The sequence below is a fragment of the Emticicia sp. genome, assembly GCF_049241225.1.
Taxonomy (GTDB): Bacteria; Bacteroidota; Bacteroidia; order Cytophagales; family Spirosomataceae; genus Emticicia.
Genome location: NZ_JBMLRC010000194.1, coordinates 1 through 24,641 on the forward strand (window position 1 = coordinate 1; position 24,641 = coordinate 24,641).

At 38.8% G+C, this 24,641-nt stretch carries 13 protein-coding genes; 7 read left to right on the forward strand and 6 right to left on the reverse strand.

The window, feature by feature from the left end; translation table 11 throughout:
• From ACOVO2_RS10970 to ACOVO2_RS10995, 6 genes are all read right to left on the reverse strand, one after another.
• On the reverse strand, positions 1–219 hold a 219-nt coding region (locus ACOVO2_RS10970), incomplete at its 3' end, for a hypothetical protein (RefSeq protein WP_421770012.1).
• 86 nt (positions 220–305) lie between these two features.
• Positions 306–2,099 (reverse strand): hypothetical protein, encoded by a 1,794-nt coding sequence (locus tag ACOVO2_RS10975; RefSeq protein ID WP_421770013.1) that lies wholly within the window; start codon positions 2,097–2,099, stop codon positions 306–308.
• 209 nt (positions 2,100–2,308) lie between these two features.
• Positions 2,309–3,457, reverse strand: coding sequence for a hypothetical protein (locus ACOVO2_RS10980; RefSeq protein WP_421770014.1), 1,149 nt, complete (start codon positions 3,455–3,457; stop codon positions 2,309–2,311).
• A 53-nt stretch (positions 3,458–3,510) separates the two neighbouring features.
• Positions 3,511–5,151, reverse strand: coding sequence for a RagB/SusD family nutrient uptake outer membrane protein (locus ACOVO2_RS10985; RefSeq protein ID WP_421770015.1), 1,641 nt, complete (start codon positions 5,149–5,151; stop codon positions 3,511–3,513).
• A 32-nt stretch (positions 5,152–5,183) separates the two neighbouring features.
• Positions 5,184–8,429, reverse strand: a complete 3,246-nt coding sequence (locus ACOVO2_RS10990) for a SusC/RagA family TonB-linked outer membrane protein (protein WP_421770016.1) — start codon at positions 8,427–8,429, stop codon at positions 5,184–5,186.
• A gap of 605 nt (positions 8,430–9,034) precedes the next feature.
• Positions 9,035–10,777 (reverse strand): tetratricopeptide repeat-containing sensor histidine kinase, encoded by a 1,743-nt coding sequence (locus ACOVO2_RS10995; RefSeq protein ID WP_421770017.1) that lies wholly within the window; start codon positions 10,775–10,777, stop codon positions 9,035–9,037.
• Positions 10,778–10,801: 24 nt separating this feature from the next.
• Between ACOVO2_RS10995 and ACOVO2_RS11000 the strand changes: the two genes are divergently transcribed.
• The 7 genes from ACOVO2_RS11000 to ACOVO2_RS11030 form a co-directional block, all read left to right on the forward strand.
• Positions 10,802–11,443 carry a response regulator gene (locus ACOVO2_RS11000; RefSeq protein ID WP_421770018.1) on the forward strand — a complete coding sequence of 214 codons (642 nt, stop codon included), beginning with the start codon at positions 10,802–10,804 and terminating at the stop codon, positions 11,441–11,443.
• 183 nt (positions 11,444–11,626) lie between these two features.
• Positions 11,627–13,171: a bifunctional metallophosphatase/5'-nucleotidase gene (locus ACOVO2_RS11005; RefSeq protein WP_421770019.1), complete on the forward strand. Its 1,545-nt coding sequence runs from the start codon at positions 11,627–11,629 to the stop codon at positions 13,169–13,171.
• Positions 13,172–13,243: 72 nt separating this feature from the next.
• Entirely contained in the window at positions 13,244–13,759 is a 516-nt protein-coding gene (locus ACOVO2_RS11010; protein WP_421770020.1) for a hypothetical protein, read from the forward strand.
• Between the two features lie 90 nt (positions 13,760–13,849).
• Complete coding sequence (locus tag ACOVO2_RS11015) at positions 13,850–14,587, forward strand: LVIVD repeat-containing protein (RefSeq protein WP_421770021.1); 738 nt, start codon at positions 13,850–13,852, stop codon at positions 14,585–14,587.
• The gene (locus ACOVO2_RS11020; RefSeq protein WP_421770022.1) at positions 14,584–15,303 is read left to right on the forward strand and encodes a hypothetical protein; all 720 of its coding nucleotides are present in this window, start codon (positions 14,584–14,586) and stop codon (positions 15,301–15,303) included. Before ACOVO2_RS11015 ends, ACOVO2_RS11020 begins: the two co-directional genes overlap by 4 nt.
• Entirely contained in the window at positions 15,203–16,288 is a 1,086-nt protein-coding gene (gene porQ / locus ACOVO2_RS11025; protein ID WP_421770023.1) for a type IX secretion system protein PorQ, read from the forward strand. The genes ACOVO2_RS11020 and porQ overlap by 101 nt, the downstream gene beginning before the upstream one ends.
• A 975-nt stretch (positions 16,289–17,263) precedes the next feature.
• The coding region (locus ACOVO2_RS11030) for a collagen-binding domain-containing protein (protein WP_421770024.1) at positions 17,264–24,641 on the forward strand (7,378 nt) is incomplete at its 3' end.

Here is a 24,641-nt window from a genome sequence, read left to right on the forward strand (position 1 = left end):
CAAAATAATCATACTGATTACGTAAGCGTAGCCAATTTGTCGATGAATTTTTGTTCCTTTTTTTAGTAGTAGAACAAAGCCGCCCAAAATAATTGCAATAATTCCCGAAACAAGGTGCGTTACACCAATGTAGTTACCTGTAAGCGTGTTTATAAGTAGCGTTTTAGGTTTTGTGAATGTTAGAAGGTTGAATTTAAGAAATAGATAAATTATTGTCAAGAAAAAACAGATTATTGCATAATACCGAGAATCTGCTTTCTACCTCAAACCCATTTTCACGCAAGGGGAATTCGTAAAATTGCTATTTATCTTTTTTCAACCACCAAACAAACACTTCCGTAAGCAGGAACTACAACTTTGATTCCTTTATTGGTCGAGGCAGAAAATGCCTTCAAACTTGCATAATCGGCTGGGCCACCTGCTACGCCTTTTGGACCAAAACCGTTGACAATTACTTTTCTCGAAAACTCGCCGTTGTCATTACTGCCTTCCAAACTGTACCAATAAAAACGATTTCCAGCGTTGAAATTCTTGGTTTTTAATTCAACATTTTGTGCAATTGATGAAGTATTGAGTAGCGTAACGTTGATTTCGCCCGAACTATAAGTTGAAGCATAAGCTTTGATGGCTGTCGTTACGAGATTATTTGCCGTTCCAGTTACGTTTGATGAGACGAGTCTATCACCAATGATTTTCTGAAAATAATACATGTGGTAAAACGACGGACGTGGATTCATGCGAGGGTCGTCGCTACTGCCACCATCGCTGAAAAGTCCGTGGTCATTGCCATTTTCCCAGCCGTTTAGTAAGTCCCAACGAGCTGCTAAGCCGTACTTATTTTTGATCGATTCGGCTTGTACAATTATTGCGAAAACGCCACTTGTGTTTGAAACCTGCTGCTTTTGATCTCTGGCCCACATATTCCACTCGGTAAAAGCAATCGGTTTTATTTCTCCGCCATTGGATACTATTTCATTGGTAACAAACTTCATCATTTTTTCTGGGTGAGAAAGGGCGGCATTCAGAATTGTTGCGGCGTTTGAGTTCTCACCATAAGGCGTAATGTAGTGATGTACGATATAAAAATCAGCTTTGTTATTTAGCTCGGGTACTAAGGTTGCATTCCAAGTTTTGGTAGTATTGTTTTGCCAATCTTGGGTGGGTGATTCTTGAAAAACAGCCCCAATTTTGATTTTTACACCAATCTCGGCCGCTGCTTTTCGCATCGAATCAGCAAAAACTTTGAAATGTTGGGCATAAAGTTTTCCTGTCAAAAATTCGGGTTGTCCATCTTGGTTTTTGCTTACATCAATTCGGTATCCAGCTTCCCAATCAGCGTAGTTTTCGTTGCCTACTTCCCAATATTCGGTGCGTCCTTTGTCGTATCTTACCCAATCAGCCGCCAATTTTGCCGCCATCGCCACAGGATTTTTACTCGTTCCGTAGCGAGCAAAACTATAATTGACACAAATACTACCTTTACTATTCGTTTGGCTCAGAAAATCATAATAATTATCGAGCGATGCACGCCAATTATCGTTGGTTTTGCCATAAAAAAACCATGAATCTATTGCCTTTCCATCTTTATCTATGTATTTATCAGGAATTCCCCAAGTTTTCATAAAATCAGCTGAAGGTGTTTGTCGGTTTCGATTGTTTGGGTCTTGGGTGGGAGAGGCGTTCCAAAAATAGCTATTGCTTCCACTTCCAGCTGGCCATCGAATGATATTTGGTTTGAGGTTTTTTACATCAGTAACTAAGCTGGGCGTACCAACCAGCGTTCCCATCCAAGTATTGGCATTGTGGCCAAATATATTACTTGGAATTTTGGTGATAATATCTGAGGCATCAACCGTTACGACATTGATGGCGGTATTGGGTGGTGTAACTTCAGTGAATAGCGGGGGGGTAAATGATTTTGGTTGCCAATTATCTAGGAAAAAGCCAATAGAAGAGGCTATTTTGGGCTCGACTGGTGGAATGATGACAACTGTGCTATCTTTTGGAACGTTTGAAACCGTATCAATGATAGTCTTTGAACATGAAATATAAGATGAACTCACTAAGCCCAAGATGGTTATGATGTTAAGACTTCTCATAGATTGTGTATTTTCCTCTTTATTTTTTATAATTAATCGAGGAGCTTTATTTTGATCAATATGGTTTTTTAATAAACTAAATTGGCCAACGAAAACGCTGACCAATTCGGTTTTGACTAAGAACTAAATAATTCAGAGCTAGTATCTGACCATCGAGACAGTCAATAAGTTTGTAAAAGTGTAAAACACTTATTTACTTGGTAGATTTTCTATTTCTTGATAAACATGACATCATCAAAATACAAAACTTGGGTTTTGTCAGGTCCTTTTACTCTCCAACCAAATTGTTTTAGTACTTTTCCCGCTGACCAAAAATCAATATCTGCCAAAGGAATTTTGTAATAATTCCATACATTGGCTGCTACAGTAATTTTGTTTTTATCAGTAAATTCACCAAAGCCAACTTTTGACGCATCAGACTGAATCCAGAGGTCGATTGGCACACTTGCACCCTTAATGGCAAAAGAGATGTATTTATAATCAGCATTATATTCTAATGATGGCCACCAATTACTAAATGCTGCTAAATGCCAGTTTCCTCCTGCATACGATTTTGATAGAGATTTTTTTCCAGCATAAGCTTGTTCTGAATTGATAATCAGTGGGTCGCCCCACGAATTATTGGCGTAGTCTTTCAAGAAATCTTCACCAAAAATTACCAGAGCATTATCAGCATTTACAAACTCCATGTTTCGAGTAGTAATTGTACCACTGGTGTTTGTGATATCCAAAGTTACTTGGCTAAGGTTAGTGGTCGGAAAACGCAATGTCATTGTTTCGTTGCCAATTTTATCTTTAGTCTTTGAAACCACCGTAACGGCGGTTTTTGTACCAGTAAACATCACACTCGAAACATCTTCAAAGTTTTTGCCTTTAAGGGTTATATCTCCTCTATCGGCTCCGAATGTAATTTTATCTGTTTCAAAAACTGATGGCTTCGCAATAATCTTAAAATCAAATGTGGCTTCACCTTGAAACGTTACCAAACGAAGTTTGTTATCAACTTTTGCCCCCGTTGGAGCTTCGCCAGGAAGGCGAATAATCAATGAATTATCGGTATTATACGTTGGGTTGAAGGCTGCATCATAGCCATTGAAATACACCTTTTTTACACCGCCGATATTTTTTCCATCAATAACCAAAAGTTTGAATGGTTCGGCTCCTACAATACTGCTATCTTTGTAGCGAGCAATGGTATCGAGTAAATATACTCGACTGATTGTCGGAGTACCTTTACTAAATGTGGGCGTACCAGGATCATCTTTTTCACAAGACGATAATAGGGTAGTTAGGGTGAGCAGAATCAATGAGAACACGCCCAAAAATTTGCCAAATATTATTTTTTGTTCTTTTTTCATTACTTAAATTGTTAAACTGAGGCGGATGGATCCGTCCCAAATTCATCATATAATTAATTAAATTTATATGGAACAGGCTCTTTCAATAGGTTGGGAGCTTGTGCCGTTTCGGTATCTGGAATGGGCAAATAGAAAGCAGTTGGAACGAGTTTGAAAGTTGATGGTGTGCGAATAATAAACTCAAATTCACGTTTTTTGGTGGGTGTTCCAGTGCCAGCTTTGATTCTAATTGCATAATTGCCTCTTATTTGTTTACCAATTATATCAATCACTTTTTGTGGTTTGTAGTAGTATAATCTTACTAAATCGTACCAAGCATCGCCTTCAACAGCAAACTCATAGCGGCGTTCATGTAGCAAATCATCAATGTTGAATGATTTTACGGGTGCAAGCGTGGCTCTTTCGCGTATGGCATTATAATATTTGAGGGCTTCGGGGTCAGAAGTTGAGGCATTATTGCCCAAGATGGCTTCTGCATAAATCAAATAAACATCGGCTAAACGCTGGATATAAGTATTATTGGGAGCATTTTGCTGTTGTCCTAATCCACCATTATCATCGGGGGTTCCGACAATGTATTTTTTAAAATTGGCAAAATTTTCCCAACTATCAGCAGCAGGAATTGGTACTCTATAACCTCCTTTTGCTTTGATTAATTCTGGGTAGAAATCGCCTGGGAGCATAAAAGTAGCTTTTCTTCGCACCGAATCGGCAGGGTCGGCATTTACTAGATAATCATACGATGCCCCATTTCCACCGCCCCAGCCATCTTGAAATCCAGTAAGTTGGCTATTGGCAGCAAATTGTGATTGAAATTGATTACCAGTTCCCCAAGTTCCGTTACTCACCCATTGTAAACCAAATAGTTGTTCAGAATTATTGTTGTTTGCCGTAAGAAACAAGTCAGGGTAGTTTGCCATTAATTGATACGAGCTATTCTGAATCACATCTTTAGCATAAAACTTAGCACTATCTAAATACATCTGACTTCTAAGACCATTGGTTGAGCCGAGCCCCGAACGAGTAAGGTAAAATCTTGCTAACATTCCTTTGGCCGAATACGCATTCAAACGCCCACTACCTGCTGGTGTAGTGGCTGGAAGTAAATCTTTTGCAGCCTGTAAATCTCTAATGGCAAATTCCCAAACAGATTCGACCGTATTTCTGCGAAGTGTGGTATCGGCACCTTGTTTTAGGTTATCAGTGATGATAGGCACCGCTCCCCAGTTTTGTACCAAATACGAATACGCCACGCCACGCATATAACGTGCTTCGCCGATTGCTCTTCTTTTGGCTGCTTCTGAAACAGCAGGCTTTGCGTATGTATTTACGTTGTAAATGAGTACGTTTGCCTGAGCTACAATTGAGAAAAACGAATTCCAAGAGTTTCTTAGATCTCCATTGGTATTTGAAACAGTAAACTGATAGTACTGTAACCAACTACCATTATAAGGGCTTATCATATTTCCTGCACGGCCATCGCCAAAGGCTAAAAGTGCTTGCCCGTTTGAGTCGAACCATACTTTATTATACATAGCGGCAGTTCCAGCGAGTAGCTCGGCATCGGTATTAAAGAAATTAGGAGCAGTAAGGCTACCCAGTGGAGGAGTATCTAAAAATTCATCTTTACAGCTTGTTATACCTACCAAACTTAGGATAACAAATAAATATTTGATTAATCTATATTTTTTCATTTTTGTAAATTTTTAATCTATCTATATCAAAATTAAAGGTCGAATGCAGCCGAGAAAGTGTACATTCTTGAAGATGGATAACGTCCGTTGTCAAAGCCAGGGACACCCGCCGACGTTCCTACCTCTGGGTCATATCCAGTATATTTTGTAAAAGTGAAAGCATTTTGTACACCTCCTGATAAGCGTAAGCCATTGATAGGTAGGTATTTTTTTAAGAATACCTTTGGTACATTGTATGTCAAGGCAATATTTTTTACACGGAGGTAAGAGCCATCTTCCACAAATTGATCGGTTGCACGGCCATTATTACCATAGCTTGAATAGGCAATTCTCGGCACAGTTGTTTCTGGATTCAATAATTTTAGGTTTTCGGATAGCACGTTGCTACTTGGAATGGCAAAATTTGCCGCCTCTTTGAATGCTCCCTGAATATAATTTCTGAAAGCACTATTATCGAACCTCAATTGGTTGAAGATTTGATTGCCATAAACTCCTTGCATGAAAACCGACAAGTCGAAGTTTTTATAAGTAAGATTATTAGTGATACCAAACGTAAACTTAGGCCAAGGATTTCCGATAAATGTTCGGTCTTTGTCGTCAATTACCTGTACACTTTTGCCCAAAACAGGGTCAAAGTATTCGGTTTTATCGAGATTCGCGTACTTAACATCGCCAACCCAGGCCTGCCCAGGTGCAATATGGACGTTGGTTGGTAGTGCAGCGTTAATCAAATCATTGTAATCCAATATTAGGCCCTCTGCCTTGTAGCCATAGAACTGGAAAAGTGGTTGTCCGACTACCGAACGTGAAATGACTCGGCTAAACCATGGGAAACGGTCGATGATGGCACGGTCGGTATTAAGTTTCAATAACTTGTTTCTATCAAACGACATATTTCCACCCAATCGCCAAGTTATTCCGTTGGCATCTTTGGCTTTTACTGGAGTGGAGTTGAGTGAAAAACCAATACCTCGATTCTCCATATCTCCGATATTCACAACCGGAGCTCCAATTCCACCCTGACCTGCTGTTCCTGCATAAGCTGGTAGAGGTAAATCTGTAATCAAATCTGACGTTCTTCTTACGTAGGCATCAAAAATTAGCTGGATACGGTCTTTCAAGAGGCTTAAATCAAAACCAATGTTATAAGTTTTAGTGTTTTCCCACTTTATGTCAGGATTAGGGAATTTACCTGCCAAAAATCCTTGTCCTGATTGTGTGGCAGCAGTACTAAGTGGGGCGTAAGTATTCTTACCCCAATATTGATTTCCTGTTGTGCCGAGTTCAAATCTAAGTTTTAAATCATTGACAAGATTTTGTTCTTTCATGAAAGCCTCCCTCGAAACACGCCAAGCAACCGAAGCCGATGGAAAATATCCCCAACGGTTGTTAGGACCAAAATAGGAGGAAGCGTCGGCTCTGAATGTTCCTTGAAAGATATATTTATCGTCATATACATAGCCCAAACGTGCAAAATATGATTCTTGCGAATTGTCATCTCTTGTACTTCCGCTCAATGAGGTTTTAGGGTCGCCGAGGCTTAACTCTGATAAAGCATTATTCGTGAAACCTGTTACTCTTCCCGATAATTGTTCATAAAATCCATACTGAGCTTCATGACCAATCGTGACATTGATATTGTGTTTTTCGAGTAATTGTTTTGTATAATTGAGTCGCTGGTTAGCACTCCAGAAATAATTATTACCTGCGTATCTTTCAGAAGTAGAAATCGGATTTATTGCACCCAACGTGAGGGCATTGGCACCAAAAGTGTATGAAGGACGGAAAATAGCTCTTGTATCATTGCCATAGTTTCCGTTGAATTCACCATGAAGTGTGAAGTCTTTTAAGAAAGTGAGGTCGGCATAGATTGTTCCGAATGTAGTTGTTCGCTTAAAATCATTAGTGTTGGTGTAAGCTAATGCAACTGGATTCGTGATTTGAGCTGAATAACGGCCAGGGACAACATCTTGTGGGCCACCAAAAGTACCGTCTGGATTATATACAGGGGCATTTGGGGATTGACGAATGGCTGTGCTGATGATGTTATCTTCGTTTATAGAAAGTTTTTCGGCTGTACCCGAAACCGAAAGGTTAGTTCCGATCTTTAAATAGCTACGTACCTTACTCTCAACATTCATTCGCAATGATTTTCTTTTAAAACCCGAATTTGGTGCAATACCTTCTTGATTCATTAGTTCGGCTGAGATATAGTACGTGGTTCGGTCGTTTCCTCCACTCAACGAAAGTTGCTGTTTCTTCATGGCAGCGGTTTTGAATAAAGCTGATTGCCAATTTGTGCCTTCACCTAAAATAGAAGGGTCGGCAAATTCTGGATTAAAACCAGAGCCTACCATTTTTGCCCAAGCGTTGCTATAGGTTGCATATTCTCTGAGATTCATCATCGGAAGTTGTTTGGGCAATGACTGAAAATTATACATGGATGTAAAATTGATTTTCGAGTCACCAGCTTTGCCTTTTTTTGTCGTTACCACAATTACGCCATTGGCAGCTTTTGAGCCATAAATCGATTGTGCCGAGGGGCCACTTAGGACATTCATTGATTCAATATCATCGGGGTTGATTGTAGAGATGATGTTTGATTGTCCATCAGAGCCAATCCCTTGTGTGGGAGCGTCTTGCGGAATGATCTGTACGCCATCAATTACATACATCGGTTGGTTATTGCCGTTGATTGTAGAAAGCCCTCTGATATATACGGCAGCCGCACCACCGGGTTTTCCTGAATTACTGGCTACATAAACATTGGGAGCTCTACCCTGAAGAGCTTGGTCCATGGTTGTATTGACGGTGCGTTTTAGTTCAAGTTCCCCAATGTTGGTCTGAGCTCCCGAAAGCAAACGCTTGCTCGTTGAGCCATAACCCACCACTACAACTTCGTTGAGTGAGTTTGAGCTTTCAATCAATGAAATGTTGATTACACTTCGATTATTGATTTTGATTATTTGTTCATCATAACCAATCGACGAAACAACCAACATGCCATCGCTTGCGGCTTCGATGCTATACCCCCCCGAAGCATTGGCGGCAGTTCCTGACTTTGAGCCTTTCACTACTACACTCGCTCCCGGAATTGCATCGCCATTTTGCCCGGTAATTTTACCTGTAATTTTTATCACAGTTGCATTTTTTGCGTTTTGTGCATAAGTAAAAGCAGGAAATAATAGAATTACGAAAGCAATGCCCAACGAGTTCATGAGCCGTAGGTTACTCCTCAATAATGACTTGATATCATTTTGATGTAGATTTTTTTGCATAATTTTTGTTATTAAAAGTTAGTTTTGTTTTAGAACTTTTCGAGGAAGGTGTGTTAGTAAAATACAAAATTAACTTCATTATATACTATTTTATTCAGTAGTTTCCCCCAAAATAAAAACTCAGGGTAAACCCTGAGTTTTGCGTTTAGAGTTAAGAAATTGAAGATAGATCAGCAAGAATTTCAGATTAGAGAAGTAGTTTTTTATATGAAAAAAGTAATAAAACCTGAGTCAATCGAATGAAGTAGATGATTAAAAATAACTGGTGTTGTGCAAATTTTTTAAACACCCATAGGATCGTCAGATTTTGTAGCCGTGCATTGCAATCGCGGGTAAAACAATGTACATAGTTTTTAATGGTTCTATGGGAAAGATCCATACAGTAAATGTGCCGTTCCGATGGAACTTAATTTGTTCGGACAATTATAAACGTCGATTATTATCAACTGCTACAAAATTAATTGAGCCGATGGCTCTGCGTAATATCAGAATATAAACGATATTTTTATTTTTGTAAACCATTGTTGATGAATACTTTATGATGCTATGCACTAGCTGCTTGTTGTGCCAGTGTTCAGGCATCATGAGATACTCAAAAATGGCCCTCAATGATGTGGCATAGTTATCGTAACCGAAGTTCCCGACATGGAATCGGAAGTTAAAGAAATATTGCTTTGTAAGTAATTCGCTCTTGACTTGATGTTTTTCCAACCACTACTATCGGTTTTTATGGTATTTTCATCAAAACCAATGCCATCGTCTTCGATTGTCAAAGTCATGCTTTCGGTTGTGTTGATGATTTGAATAAGAATTTCTTTTGCATTGGCATGCTTGATGGAGTTGGTAACTAATTCCTGAACGATTCGATAAACCATTAAATTTTTGTTTGTTCCTAAATCTAGAGGTTCGCCAAAGAACTGAAACACCAGATTAGGTTCTGAAAAATCATGTTTTAAAACAAAATCCTCGATAGCTTTTTTTAAGCCAAATTCTGAAAGTGTGGTAGGCTGTAAATTGGTAGAAATATTACGAATTTCGGAGCAAACATCATCAATCATTTTGGTAATTCGCTCTTTATCAGAGCTTTTTTCAACCGTAAATTTTATACGAGCCAGCATAATTCCCAGACCATCGTGTAGCTCTTTGGCTATTCGTTCTCGTTCTATTTCTTGCCCATTGATAAGCGAATTCAAACTTTCAATTTGGTAGTTATTTTCTGCTTCACTTTTCTTTAATAATTCGATTTTTCTTCGATTGAAATATAGGTATATCAACAAACAAAAAAACAAAATAATGCCTAAGATTACTCCGATGTAAATATTTTGTTCGGTTCTGAGTTTTTCGAGTTCATTTTGAGCAATTTTCTTTTCAAGTGCGATAGTCGAGACAATCATTTTTTGTTTTTCTAAGAGATTATACTCCGTAAAAGACCGTAAATCACTTTCCATTTTTGAAAAATAGATAGTTTCAACCGTAATTTGGGCTTTATAGGCATATTCGTAAGCTTTGGCGAAGTTTTTCTTTTTAAAATAATAATCACGTAGATTATCATAAATTTCTTTGCGTAAAAGATAGAGATTCATATTTTTCTCGAGAATGTTTAGAGTTGCCAACAAGGTTTCCTTACGGGCTTCTTCATTATTGAGACTCTGATAGCATTTCGATTTGAAATACAATGCCAGTACTTCGAGCCATTCGATTTGTTCTTCTCGGGCAATTTCGTAGCTTAGTTCGATATGATAAAACGCTTCTTTGTATTTTGCTTGGCGGGCATAATAATCGGCATACGAAGAATGAATCCGACCTTGATAAGATTTGTTTTTTATTTGTTGATTCAGCATTTCTACTCGCTCAAGAATTTCTTTTGCCGATCTGAAGTTGTTTTCATGGATATAAATATTTGCCAGATTTACTAAATGTCCGGCTTCATTTAATATATTCTTGCTAGCTCTAAAATAATAAACAGCACTTTCAATATAGTCTTTGGCGAGTTGTTTCATGAATTCTTTATCCATGAAAAACGACCCAATTGTACCTTTGATATTATAATAGTTAGTGTAGTCTTTTGCGGCATAGAAATATTCCATACTTTTTCGCAAATTTGTTATTGGAGACTCGTTTAAACTCTTTGAGTTTTCTTGATTTTTGGCGTAGGCCCAGTGTGTGAAGGCCAAGCCAAGTGTGTCGTTTTTGGCCTGATAGCTCAAAATCATACTATCAAGTTGGTGTTTGGTGTAGATATTATCAACATACGGATATTGAGCCTCGACGCTAGTAAATATTACTGTAAGCAGAAATATTAATAAAATCTTAGTTTTTCGTAAATTTAATGATATAACTTTGAGCATTTCAATCTTATTTGACCGGTTAAAATGATAAGAATCTTATTGGTGGATGACCACAAAATTTTTACGGAAGGTGTGGCTTCATTGCTCTTACACGAGCCTGACATTGAGATTTTGGGCGAGTGTCAGAATTCCGAACAAGTAAAAGCACTACTTCAGATTACCTTGGTTGATGTAGTTTTGCTTGATATAAACTTGGGCGGTGAAAGTGGCTTAGATTTATGCAAATATATTACTAGTAATTATCCTCATGTAAAAGTCTTGGCCATGACCATGCATAGCGATGAGAGTTTTATTACTCGTATGATGAAAAACGGTGCCAATGGTTATTTACTTAAAAATACTGGTGGACAGGAACTTCTACGTGCAATTCGGACAATAAAAGACGGGCAAAATTATCAGAGTGCCGAGATAACCGAAATTATTATGCGTGGGCTTAGTCGCCAAAAACACGTTGAAAAAAGTCTTTACCAGCTAAAATTTACTCGACGTGAAAAAGAGGTTTTAGACCAAATTGCCAAAGGGAAAACTACTCGCCAAATTGCCAATGAACTGTGCATCAGTGAAAAAACCGTTGAAACTCACCGCAGCAACCTTCTCTCGAAGTTTGATGTAAAAAATGTAGTGAGCTTACTAAAAATTGCCATCGAGTATGGACATGTAAAATAATCGTGCAAATCTATTTTATTAATCTGTCTAAAAAAATAGGGTAAACCCTGAATTTTGATTATTATTTCACCATCAAGCTACGAAATAACTAACATTCTGATTTTTTCGGCCACAATTCTATTTTATACATTTTAGTTGCCTAATTTTGTAAGGTAATTATATAATACCTTTAGCAAATTAACCATGAAAAAGATTCTTCTTTTTATAATGCTCGTGGTAGTGTCAGTTGCTTGCCGAACTGCCAAAACTACTACTAATGACAATTCAAGTGCTCAAAACGAAATAGCGATAACTTTTCTGCACCTCAATGATGTCTATGAAATTTCTCCACTCGACAACGGAAAAGTAGGTGGTATGGCTCGTGTGGCAACTGTTCGCCAAAATTTATTGAAAGAAAATCCAAATACGCTCACCGTGCTTTCGGGCGATTTTCTGAGTCCATCCGTTATTGGTACGCTTCGCTACGAAGGAAAATCTATCAAGGGAAAACAAATGATTGAAACCATGAATGCAGTGGGCATTGATTGGGTTTGTTTCGGTAATCATGAATTTGATTTAGACCAAAAAGATTTACAAGAACGCATCAATGAGTCGAAGTTTAATTGGTTGAATACCAATGCTTTAGAGAAAGTGAAAGATGAATACGTACCTTTCGGAAAAATGGTAAATGGCACAAAAGAGTCATTCCTAAAAACCACTATTCTAACCTTTAAGAATGCCAAAGGCGATGAAGTAAAAATGGGTATGTTTGGTATCTTATTGCCTTCAAATAAAAAAGATTTTGTGCTATACGAAGACTTTTTTGAAGCAGCCAAAAAAGCCTATGCCGAATTAGAACCAAAGTGTGATTTTGTGGTTGCTTTGACGCACCTCAACAAAGTTGATGATATAAAATTAGCCGAAATGTTACCCAACGTGAAGTTGCTCATGGGCGGACACGACCACGATAATATGCGTGAGCAAATAGGTAATGTAATCATGGCCAAAGCCGACGCCAATGCAAAAACTGCCTACATCCACCATATTACTTACAATAAAGTTACGGGCAAAACTGAAGTTAAGTCTGAATTAAAGAAAATTGATAACACCATCGCCGATGAACCTACTGCAGCGGCCGTTGTAAAAAAATGGGAAGATATTCAAGACGGAGCTTTTAAAGCTCTCGGATTGAATAAAGATGAAGTAATTGCTGATTTGAAAGAGCCACTCGATGGCCACGAGAGCGTAGTGCGAAATATGCAAGGAAATATGGGGAGTATGATAAACAATGCCCTGCTGGCATCTTCGCCAAATAAGTTTGACTGTGCGTTTTTCAATGGCGGTTCGATTCGTATTGATGATAATGTTTCGGGACAACTCACACAGCTTGATGTGCTTCGTATTTTGCCTTTTGGTGGAAAACTAGTAGAAGTAAAATTGCGTGGACGTTTGTTGGAAAGAGTGCTACAAACTGGCTTAGAAAACAAAGGCAGTGGCGGATATTTGCAGTGGGAAAAAATTGCTTATGATGCAGCCAAAAAAGAATGGAGAATCAACGGAAAACTCTTGGATGTCAATCAAGAATACAATATCATCACGAGCGATTTCTTATTTTCAGGCAAGGAGCGTAATTTGGGTTTTTTCACAAAACAAAATCCTGATGTGATTTCGATTGTAGATACTTTTCCAGAAGATGATGCCCGAAATGATATCCGTAAGGCTGTAATTGCCTATTTCAAGAAAAAATAAAATACAGTATTACAACCTTTTTCATAACTTCGGAGTCATGGTAGTAAACATAAAAACTACCATGACTTTTTTATGAAAAAACTTCTTCTTTTTGCCGCAATTATTGCAATTAATGCTTGTAACCCAGACAGAAGCATGACCACCGAAACCGTAAAGGGTTATCGGCCGATATATATGAGTTATGCAAATCTCCGCAATGTCTCCTCTGGTTCGCCTCAAAAACTTCGCAAGGCTGGAAAGATTTATATCAAAGATAAATACTTGTATATCAATGAAATAGGGCAGGGGATTCATGTCTTTGATAATTCGGATAAAACAAAACCACAAGCTATTGCTTTTATTTCAATTCCTGCCAATCAAGATATTTCGATTGCTGATAATATTCTCTACGCCGATAACGGCGATGATTTAGTAACGATTGATATCTCTAATCCGTTGGCGGTCAAGGTAGTGAAGCGTATTGAAAAAGCCTTTCCGTATCCGAGTCATCCAAAACAAAATGGGAAATTTGAGTGTGTTGACCCATCGGAAGGTTATGTGATAGGTTGGGAATATACCGATTTGGTAAACCCAAAATGTTTTCGGTAGTAAAGACAGGGAATTTGCTATCAGAAGGTCCAATATGGATCTTCCTACGAGTGAAAATTAATTGAAAGTGTACTACTTTATTAATATATCATGAAAAAAATACTTACTATTCTCCTTTTATCAACGATCATTTATGCGTGTAAAGGAGATGCTGTTTCTGCCTCTCCGACAACTGGAACGGGTGGCTCAACCGCTCGATTTACTATTGCTAATGGCTATTTATATATCGTTGATAATCAATCGCTTAAGACTTATAATATTCAAAATACATCAAATCCTATTTTTGTAAAAAGGGCCTCATTGAATACTATTGTTGAAACTATTTTTCCATTCAATAATCATCTTTTGATTGGTACTCAAAATGGTATGTATATTTTCAATATTTCTTCGCCCGAAAACCCGCAATTTGTGTCAGTTTATTCACACGTTGTATCTTGCGACCCCGTTGTGGCCGAAGGGAATTATGCTTATGTGACCCTTCGGAGTGGTACTAATTGCAATCGTGGCGTGAATGTGTTGGATGTGGTTGATATTCGAGATTTGAAAACACCGAAGCTCCTCAGTAGTTACCCAATGCAAAGTCCGCACGGCTTGGGTGTGGGTGGAAATTTACTTTTTGTCACCGAAGGAGATTACGGCATGAAAGTTTTTGATAAGACAGACCCAAAGGCTTTGAAACAAATCAAATATTTTCAAGATTTTGCCGCTGTTGATGTAATTCCAAAAGATAATACATTGATTATTACGGGTAAAGATGGTGTTTATCAATACAGTTACAATGCACAAAAGGAATTGAAACTACTAAGTAAAATCGCTACAAATCCATGAAAAAAAAATATATATCTGCATTTTTTATTGCCTTTTTGGGCATATTAAGCATTAGCTCTCATGCCCAAGATTCGCTCAATAAAGCTCATTTAATCTTGAAAATTGCTCCGCTCGCAATGTTTGATATTGATAATACGTTTGAATTTGCAGCCGAGCATCGTCTCGGGCAAAGTAAGCGTTGGACCTTATCTGAGCAAGTTGGCTATGGTGCGGGGGTCGCAAATGTATGGGGTGAAAGTAATGATTTTGGGCCAGCAAGAGAGCATTATCGAGTAAAAGTTGAAGCCCGTCGATACGATAAAAAAGCATCTAATATGGCTGGTGGATATTTGGCCTATGAGCTTTTTTATAAACAAGTCAACGACGAACTTAATCGAAGCGTTGGGCGTGAATGTGATGGTGGCCCTTGTGCGTATTTTGAAAATTTGGATTATCCTGTCAGTAAATATGTTGTTGGAGCAACAATAAAGGTCGGATATCAGGCAAGATTGAGAAATGAAGACAAAAAAAAGACTAAATTTGTGTTTGATTTTTATGTAGGTTTGGGAGTTAGAAGAATAATGATTGACCACAAAATTGATGGTGCAGCAACACAAAATAATTCATGGTTCGGCAATGATGGCTTTTTCCCGTTTGGAGGTTTTGGCTATGCCGATAGAGCGTATAATATTCCGCATGGTTCGCTCGGGATTAGGTTTGGCTATCTTGTGTTTTAGTTTTTTTGCATCATCTGCCCAAAGCGGGGTGCCGTCGAATAGTTTTTCGTTTCTGAATATCGCTAATAATGCTCGTGTCAACGCTCTGGGAGGAATCAATGTGTCATTGTCGGATAATGACGTCAATCTTTTTTCGTTCAATCCTGCTTTGTTAGATTCTTCGCAGCGTGGGCAAATCGGAGTCAATTTTTCGCCTTATTGGGCTTCTACCAAGTTCCTAAGTCTCAATTATTCACCTTCATTTATACCTAAAAAAGGAGCTGGAAATTGGGCAATTTCTTTACAAAACCTTAATTATGGCACTTTTCAGGGAACCGATGCTGTCGGAAATCTGACCAATGAGTTTTCGGCCAATGATTTTTCGCTGGGGCTTACTTATGCTCGAAAAGTGAATAATATTAGCTTTGGTATTACCTCTAAATTCGTGGCTTCTGTTCTGGAATCTTATAATTCGGTGGCATTTCTGACCGATTGGGGTGGTACGTTTAAGCACCCAGTTCATGATTTTAGTATCGGAATTGTGGCGAAAAATGTAGGTTTTGTCTTAAAAAGTTACGGTGATATTCGCCCCGAAATTCCCTTCGATTTACAAGTGGGGACATCTTTTAAGCCTAAGTATATGCCTGTACGTTTTTCGCTGACTGGGCATCATTTATACGTTTTTGATATTGTTTATAACGACCCTGCTGTTAATTTTACATTTGATGAGCAAGGAAACAAAGTTCCTAAAAAGATTTCTACGGCTGATAAAATTTCACGTCACTTCGTTTTTGGTACCGAGATACTCATCCACAAAAACTTTAATTTGCTGTTCGGATATAATTTCCTTCGTCGTAAAGAATTAAAAATCAATGGGTTAGGTGGAGTGGCCGGTTTTTCGTTTGGGGCAAATCTACGCCTTAAAAAACTTGATTTTGCTCTCTCGCACAGCATTTTTACTTCGCCAAAAGGACAGACTACTTTTTCTCTAACTTGGAAAAGGTAAATTTTGCATAAAAAAATCAGCGTTTTAGTATGTTTTCCAGAAAGGGGCATAAGTTGATCGTTTGTTTGTGTGTGGCTTGGTTTAAAAGCTTCTCGATATTTACTTTTATAATTAGCTTTGAATATTTTATGTAATTTGATGGCAAAATAGCGGAGGGCAAAAGTAAATTTATCAGATGCTGTTCTTATAATTTCGATTGAGGCGACTCGCATTAATACCTACCATAGAGTGGGGCATGATCTTTTCTAAATTGGAGATTAGTTTGATGTAGAGAAGTTTTCGATGCTTACTTTTAAGCATACAAAGTTTACTGAAATAATAGAAAATAAATATAAAATGTAAGGAAAGATGATCGTCAGAGGCGAAACCAATCACCTTAAATCTGGCCAAGAATGGCTAGATGGCTCATCTGAATTCAAATATTGAGACGCCACAACCTGGAATTATAGCAACGATTACCATCAAACGAAGTGATGTTGATATTATCGAAAAACCGGCAACGGTAATACTCATAAATAAAATTTCGATTTGAGCAACGAGTGAATTTCAGAAGAGATAATTTTGGGCCTTTGTAGTACAAATACAACTGTACAACACGAAAGTTATCGTACATTTTTGTATTTTACAACCTAGTGTTCATTTGTTCAAAATAAATTGTATCAAACTCCATACCAATGTTGGCTACTTCATATAATTTATTTGTTTAAGTCTTGTATGTGGAATAATTGCCTGATTAATAGCTAATTATTTTGACTTTGATACCACTTAATAACTTATGGCATAGGTTTTGCTATATTATTAATAAGGTTATGTACGTATCCAGACGTTTCCTGACCTCGTGTTTTTTTTTAATTCCAAACTAATCGCGTAAGTTATAGAATATAAGTGTCCTTTACTTCCAAACATACTTTAGTCTCCTCTCAAATTTGTAAACCAACGAATGATAAATTGGCACATCTTTCCTTTAAAAATAGGATGAAAGGTAGTGTATTTTTCTTGCTTTTATTTTTTATCTCACATCTTATATTTTCTCAAAATCCAATAGCAGGAAATCAAAGTTTTCAGATAATAAGCGAAGGTAATTTTACTTCAACCAATTCGCACCACATTCACGGACCTTTGGCCGTTGGCGGTAACTTGATTCTCAATACACCATCAATGGGAGAGGTAAATATGGACAATACGGGTTCGTATATTTTTCCAGGTGATGGTTCGGTGCCGACCGGATTATTGGTAAAAGGTGGCATAACTTGGACTAATGGAACAATGAGGGTAAACGATGGGAATTATATTCATATTGGCAATAGTACTGGGTCAATTTCTAGCAATAACGGCGGAACTGGTCTGACACAGGTATTGCCAGCTGCAACTTCATACAACAATGCTAAGAGAATAGAAGCTTCAGTAATTCAACCAACAAATGTTTTTCAGACAGTAGGATTTGATTTTACGAGTCTTTTTAATTCTTATCGAACAACTTCTACTACACTCAGCACAAGAACTAATAATGTGCAGTTGTATAATTCGAGCAATGCGGCTATTGCGGGAAATACCGTTTCAACAGCTCAAAATGTAAGAATAAATACCCTTGATTTTGGAGTAAATTATCTGAATCTAACCTCGACTTCTCTCAATAATATTACCGAAATTAGTTTTGGATTAGATGCAGTACCAAGTGCTACCAAAATATTGATAATCAATGTGCCTATTACGGCAAATTTTGTGTGGAATAATTCGAATATGGCCGGTATTGCCGGGGTACAAGGCCCATATGTTTTATGGAATTTTTATGGAGCTACAACCTACAACCTTACCTTGAACACAGCAAGTATGGTAGTAGGAACAGTTTTTGCTCCTAATATGAATTTTATAAAAACAGGTACTGGTGATACAGAAGGTGGAATAATTGCTAAGACAATTCAATTAGGCACGGGTGAAATCCATAACTTTCAGTTTGCGAGTGATCTGAATACATTTGATGCTTGCTCATGTACAGGCAACTTGCTGACTAACAATAGTTTTGAGAATGGTGTGACTGGCTGGAGTTCGTCCGGAGGAACCGCATATAATGGCACAGGTTATCAGGTTTGTGGTAGTAATATTGGTTATTTGCAAGCAACTACAGCAAATGCGTGGCTTTGGCAGCAATTAAGTGCTACTTCAGGCACAACCTATAACTTATCGTTTTGGGCCGGAACCCACGAGCCGTCTTTTACTCATTATGTAAGATTAGGATTCTATAATAGCTCCAATGCACTAATTGGCTCAAATCAAGTCAATATTGATCATGATGTTGATATAAGCAACAATCTTTCGTTTTATTCACTTGCTGCCACAGCTCCGGCCAATACTTCATACATGAGGGTTGAAGCTTTTGCTAATGGTGACTTTATAAAAATTGATCAAGTTTGCTTGTCAAATGCCACCACGAGTGGTATGGCAATTTGTACGCCACCAGCGGTTTCTGCAAGTTCAAATTCACCGGTTTTTGCTGGTACTACAATCAATCTTTCTTCGACAAGTGTAGGCGGAAATGGGGCTCAATTAGTAGTAAATGGAGATTTTAGTAATGGAAATAATAGTTTTTCGTCAGATTATTCTCTTGGGCCAGGTTATAACATAACTACCAATTCTCAAACAGTTTGGGGTTGGGCAATTAATTGTGTTAATCCTAATGGTAATATGATGGTAGGCGATGGAAACGGAAACATAAATTCAAGATTTTGGTATCAGTCAATCAATGTTACTGCCGGTACAACTTACTCGCTTTCGTTTAGGGCATACGATTTTTGGGGAGGTACCTTAGCTGCCAAATTACAGTGGGGAGTAAATGGAACTAAAATTGGTGCCATTTCAAATCTTTCATCTGGTGGATGTAATACCTGGCAACAAATTTCAACAACATGGACGGCTACCACTACAGGAACAGTAGTTTTTGCCATTTATAATAATGAGCCTTCGGGAGGAAATAATGATTTTGCCATTGATGATATTTCTATAGTTGCAACTGGTCCAACTACCTACAGTTGGAGTGGTCCATCGGGTTTTAGTTCTAGTAGTCAAAACCCTACCATACCAAGTGCTAGTACATCAATGTCTGGTATTTACACAATTACATCGAGCGTGGGTGGTTGTGCTGCTACTGCTACAACAAATGTAACTGTCAATACTTCTACTTTTAGTTGCTCGGGTAGTTGTGAATCGGCCAATTTAGTTGTTAACCCGCAGTTTGAAATAGACATGAGTGCTTGGACGGCATCGAACGGACAATTGACTCGTGGTGGTGGTGGAACTTACGGAAGCTTCTTAGAGGTAAACGTAGGGGATTTGGCAGGTACATATACGGCATATCAAGATGTAGCATTCGCGGCAAATGCTCCCTATAGATTTATAGCGTATGCTGCCAAACATGCTGTGAATAATTTGCCGAAAATGTATTTAGAGTTTTATAACGGAACAACATATCTCTCTAAAACCGCCGACATCATAGTAACTAAAAATTATGATGGAACTTTCCAGCTTATCAATTTTGAAGGAAATACACCTGCTAATACTACAAAAATCCGTATTGTTGGCTGGACGCAAAATAATGCACTTAAATTCGATAATGTGAGCCTTGTTGGCTGTCAAGCATGTTTTGCGATAAATTCTCCTGCAAGTATCTGTGTTGGGCAAACTACTACTCTCACAGCTAGTAATTGTGCTGGAACGGTAACATGGAATACAGGGGCTACTGGCTCGACAATTACTGTTAGCCCAACAACCACAACAACCTATACCGCTACGTGTAATAACATTACAAATATTTTGAATAATCCAGGTTTTGAACTTGGAAATTTAACCGCTTGGAATAATTGGAATAATACCACGGTTACGTCGGTTTCAACAGAAAGGTATGGTGGAACCTTCGGGGCAAGAGTAAATGCCTCAGCGGCAGGTGGTGGTTTTGCTCAAGATAATGTGGCGGTTGCGGGTGAGAGTTTTACGCTCAAAGTTTGGGGAAGAGTTAGCAGTGCCTCACCTTGGTCAGGTATTGGGGTTAAATTCATGAATTCATCTTTTACAAGTTTATCAGATGTAAGTGCCGAAGTAAACGCTACTGCTTTTCAAGAATATACTGTTACAAATACAGCTCCTGCCGGTACAGCTTGGGTGCAGGTCTATGCTTGGACAGACCCTTCAACGATTCTATATTTAGATAATTTTTCTCTTGTAAAAACTTCTACTAATACCTCGGCTACTACCACGGTAACCGTGAATACTTCACCAACCGCTACCGCCACTGGTGACACCGAGTGTGTAGGGGCAACTATAACATTGGGCTCAACAGGCGGCGGAACGTATGCTTGGACGGGGCCAGCATCGTTTGCATCAACGCTTCAGAATCCTACTCGTGCATCGGCTACAACTGCAATGGCAGGTATATATACTGTTACAGTTACCTCCACAAATGGTTGTACAGCAACCGCCACGGCTAATGTTACTGTAAATAATGGGACAGTTCCGAGTGCAACGGTAGGAAGTACAGGATGCACTGGTTCGACTGGAAGTATAACAGTAACAAATTTACCTGACGGGTTTTCTACCAATATCAACGGCGGAGCCTGGACAGCTTATAGAAATAGCTATGTAGATTTAGCGGCAGGTACCTACACTATTGGTTATCAAGGAAACGGATGTAATACTTATGCCAATTTTACGGTTACTACATCAACTGATAATCCTTTATTAAGTCTGACAAAAACAGACCCAACTTGCTCAACAACGGGTAGTGTTACGGTCACCGGCAGTGGAGGTACTACGGGTTTAGGAGATGCCACATATCAATTATGGTATGGAATTTCTGGGAATCTTGTTTCTAACCTAACTTCGAATGCAAATTATCCGAATACACCTTCACTTTCTACGCTCGTGGGTATTGCAGAAGGATATAACAATGCCGTGGATAACGTTGGTGGTAGAATTTCTGGATATATTGTTCCTCCAACAACAGGAACTTATTATTTCTGGGTAGCTTCTGATGATTACAGCGAATTTTGGGGAAGTGGAGACGCCAATCCTGCCAATAAAGTGCTTCTAGCAAGTGTTACTGGATACACAGGTTATCGGGAATGGAATAAATATACTTCACAAAAAACAGCAGCTGTCAATCTTACAGCTGGACAGATATATTATTTTGAGGTATTGTATAAAGAAGGTACGGGTGGTGATAATGTTTCGTTAGGTTGGTCGAAACCTGGTGAAGCTACAACTGTTCCGAGTGAGGTAATTCCAGGCAAGTATTTGCGTCCGAATGTTGCTAGTTCAACAACGACACCTGTGTATCAGTATAGAATTGGAGGAGGTGCTTTTCAGACGGGTAATGTATTTACAGGTCTTGCCGCAGGAACATACACCGTAACGATTCAAGATGCAGGTGGTTGTACGGCTACCAGTACAATAGCTCTGGCCATTACGGGTGGAACCCCTGCCCCTACGGGTACAGGAGGGAGCCGTTGTGGATCAGGTACTGTTACACTCTCGGCTGCTGGATGTACAGGGGCAAGTAATTGGTATGCAGCTCCAACGGGCGGAACAAGCTTGGGAACAGGAGCTACGTTTTTAACTCCAAGTATTTCAATTACTACTACCTATTTTGTAGATTGTACGGTTAGCTCATGTGTAAGTAGCCGCACGGCAGTTACAGCTACTGTCACGCCAGTTCCATCTGCTCCAACAACAAGCGGTTCAAGTCGTTGTGGAACAGGATCCGTTACCTTATCGGCATCTGGCTGTACTGGCGTTTATAATTGGTATGGCAATCCAACAGGTGGCACAAGTCTTGGAACGGGATCAACTTATTCGACCCCAAGTATTTCTAATACAACAACTTATTATGTGGATTGTACAGTGAATAGTTGTGGTAGTTCAAGAGCATCTGTGGTCGCAACTATAAATCCTCAACCATCTAGCCCTACTGCTTCGGGTAGCCGTTGTGGACCAGGATCAGTGGTTCTTGCCGGATCGGGTTGTTCGGGTACTTATAATTGGTACGCTGCATCAACAGGTGGAGCTAGTTTAGGTTCAAGTTCTACCTATACAACACCGAGCATTTCGGCTTCTACAACTTATTTTTTATCGTGTACGGTTGGAAGCTGTATGAGTAGTATAGTTCCTGTTGTGGCTACGATCAATGCAATTCCAACAGCTACTGCAAGTTCAAACTCACCGATTGTAGTTGGTGGTACTCTCAACTTATTTTCTACCGGTGGTACAACGTATACTTGGTCTGGGCCAAATGGTTTTGCTTCGACTTCTCAAGATGTATCGATTGCGACAATTACACCCTCAGATGCAGGTGTATATACTGTAACGGCTAATACGAATGGCTGTACGGCTTCAGCAACTACGCAAATTACAATCAACAATTATGACCCAGGGGATATTAATTGTAGTTTAGTTTCTACGTTGAACTTTTCGAATTATTCACTTATTTCAGGTACTGCTGGAGCAAATAATGCACAATATCGATTTAGTAATGTTACATCTGGTACAGATGCGATTGTAACTATATTGAGTAGGTCTCATGCCGATATTGAAATAAATGAGTTGGATGTGCCAGCTGCAAGTTTTGGAGGGTATAACGAAGCTTTCCAGCCAATGATAGATTATAACTGGATAAATGGTCCTTCTTCATACGATGCACCAGGAGAAAAATCAATTACTTTTAAATTTGATTTTGTACAGTCAGGAACAACAACACCGCGTGCTATTCCAAATTTGTTGGCTACGGGATTGGATATTGATGGAAGTACAAACGAGGTTAGGGAATTTATTCAAGCCAGTAATTATCAGAGTTATCAGATTCAAACGCCTTCGTCGTTGACTCTGAGCGGGGCATTGAAAGCAAAAGGCCCTCTTACCACTTATGCGGGTATCAATGAATTGGCTTTAGATGCAATGATATCATATGCATACATAAACTCATCAAGCATAACAGTTACTTATGGTGCTGATTGGAATGGAAGTACAGCTGATTTTGGAGATACAGCCCCAGGTAATAGTGATGAAAAACGTCTAAATTCGTTGTATTTTAAATGTTATAATTTTAATACCACTGTTTGTACATTGCCCTTAGCTGCACCGACCAGCACTGGAGCAAATCGTTGTGGAACTGGCCCCGTAACACTTTCAGCAAGCGGTTGTACAGGTACTTATTACTGGTATACAACAAATACTGGTGGTTTAGCTGTAGGGGTGGGCAATAGCTTCACAACTCCAAGCTTATCTTCAACAACTACATACTTTGTAGAATGTAATGCAGTGGGCTGTACAAGTGCTCGCACAGCTGTAGTTGCTACGATTAGACCAGCTATTATCATTTCAAAAGTTTTAGGTGATAGCGAATGTTTGAATAGTGAAGTGAATTTGGGTGTAACCGTTACTGGAGGTACTAATTTAACTTATAATTGGACTGGCCCCAATAGCTTTGCTTCAACCTTACAAAATCCAACAAGAGCTTCGGCTACTGCTACAATGGCCGGGACATATTCGGTGACTGTTTCTAATGCTGAAGGTTGTGCAGCCACAGCCACCACTACTGTAACAGTTAGTAACTTGCCAACTTCTTCTATAACTGGAACAACAACTATTTGTAATGGACAAGCAACAACTCTCACAGCTTCTGGGGGCAACTATTATATTTGGAGCGATGGTTCGACGAGTGCTGCAATTACTGTCAATCCAGCTGTTACAACCAGTTATTCGGTAACAGTTTTTCAAAACAATGTTTCTAATACAGATCTTGTAAGTAATGTAACTGATTTTAATGTCGCTAATTTTAGCTTCATCAATGCAACAAATTCTTTTGGAACTCCAGCTACATTATTTGATGATGTTGATAATCTGAATGCAGAAACTTTCCATGCAACTCGAACTTCGGCAGGAGCAGATTGGGGTATCTCTTATAATCTAGGCGGAAATTTCTTGATCAATAATCTGAGTATCGATCGCCGAAATGATTGCTGTACAGATAGAGCTGAAGGTGGAGTAATGCAAGTGTGGAGAAATGGCACTATGGTATATCAAAGTAATATTTTGAATAGTGCGGGGGATGGATTATTGTCAGCTACACCAGCACCCAATGTAATTGGTAACGAAATCAGATATGTATTTTTAGCGGGTGCAAATACTTTAACTGGTGAAAGTATACTAAATTTTACAGAATGGAATATTGGGGGAACTAAACTTTGTTCTACTAATTCAACAGCTACTGTTACTGTTAATGCTATTCCTTCAGCTCCAACTTCATTAGGAGCGAGCCGTTGCGGAGCAGGTTTGGTAACAATGACAGCGAGCGGCTGTGCCGGTGGCA

Excerpts from the sequence above, each read along its gene's own strand:
- ACOVO2_RS10995 (WP_421770017.1), bottom strand. The coding sequence starts at position 10,777 with ATGCTCAAAGTTATATCATTAAATTTACGAAAAACTAAGATTTTATTA.
- ACOVO2_RS11020 (WP_421770022.1), top strand. The coding sequence starts at position 14,584 with ATGAAAAAAAAATATATATCTGCATTTTTTATTGCCTTTTTGGGCATA.
- ACOVO2_RS11000 (WP_421770018.1), top strand. The coding sequence starts at position 10,802 with ATGATAAGAATCTTATTGGTGGATGACCACAAAATTTTTACGGAAGGT.
- ACOVO2_RS11015 (WP_421770021.1), top strand. The coding sequence starts at position 13,850 with ATGAAAAAAATACTTACTATTCTCCTTTTATCAACGATCATTTATGCG.
- porQ (WP_421770023.1), top strand. The coding sequence starts at position 15,203 with ATGATGGCTTTTTCCCGTTTGGAGGTTTTGGCTATGCCGATAGAGCGT.
- ACOVO2_RS11005 (WP_421770019.1), top strand. The coding sequence starts at position 11,627 with ATGAAAAAGATTCTTCTTTTTATAATGCTCGTGGTAGTGTCAGTTGCT.
- ACOVO2_RS11010 (WP_421770020.1), top strand. The coding sequence starts at position 13,244 with ATGAAAAAACTTCTTCTTTTTGCCGCAATTATTGCAATTAATGCTTGT.
- ACOVO2_RS10990 (WP_421770016.1), bottom strand. The coding sequence starts at position 8,429 with ATGCAAAAAAATCTACATCAAAATGATATCAAGTCATTATTGAGGAGT.
- ACOVO2_RS10985 (WP_421770015.1), bottom strand. The coding sequence starts at position 5,151 with ATGAAAAAATATAGATTAATCAAATATTTATTTGTTATCCTAAGTTTG.
- ACOVO2_RS10980 (WP_421770014.1), bottom strand. The coding sequence starts at position 3,457 with ATGAAAAAAGAACAAAAAATAATATTTGGCAAATTTTTGGGCGTGTTC.
- ACOVO2_RS10975 (WP_421770013.1), bottom strand. The coding sequence starts at position 2,099 with ATGAGAAGTCTTAACATCATAACCATCTTGGGCTTAGTGAGTTCATCT.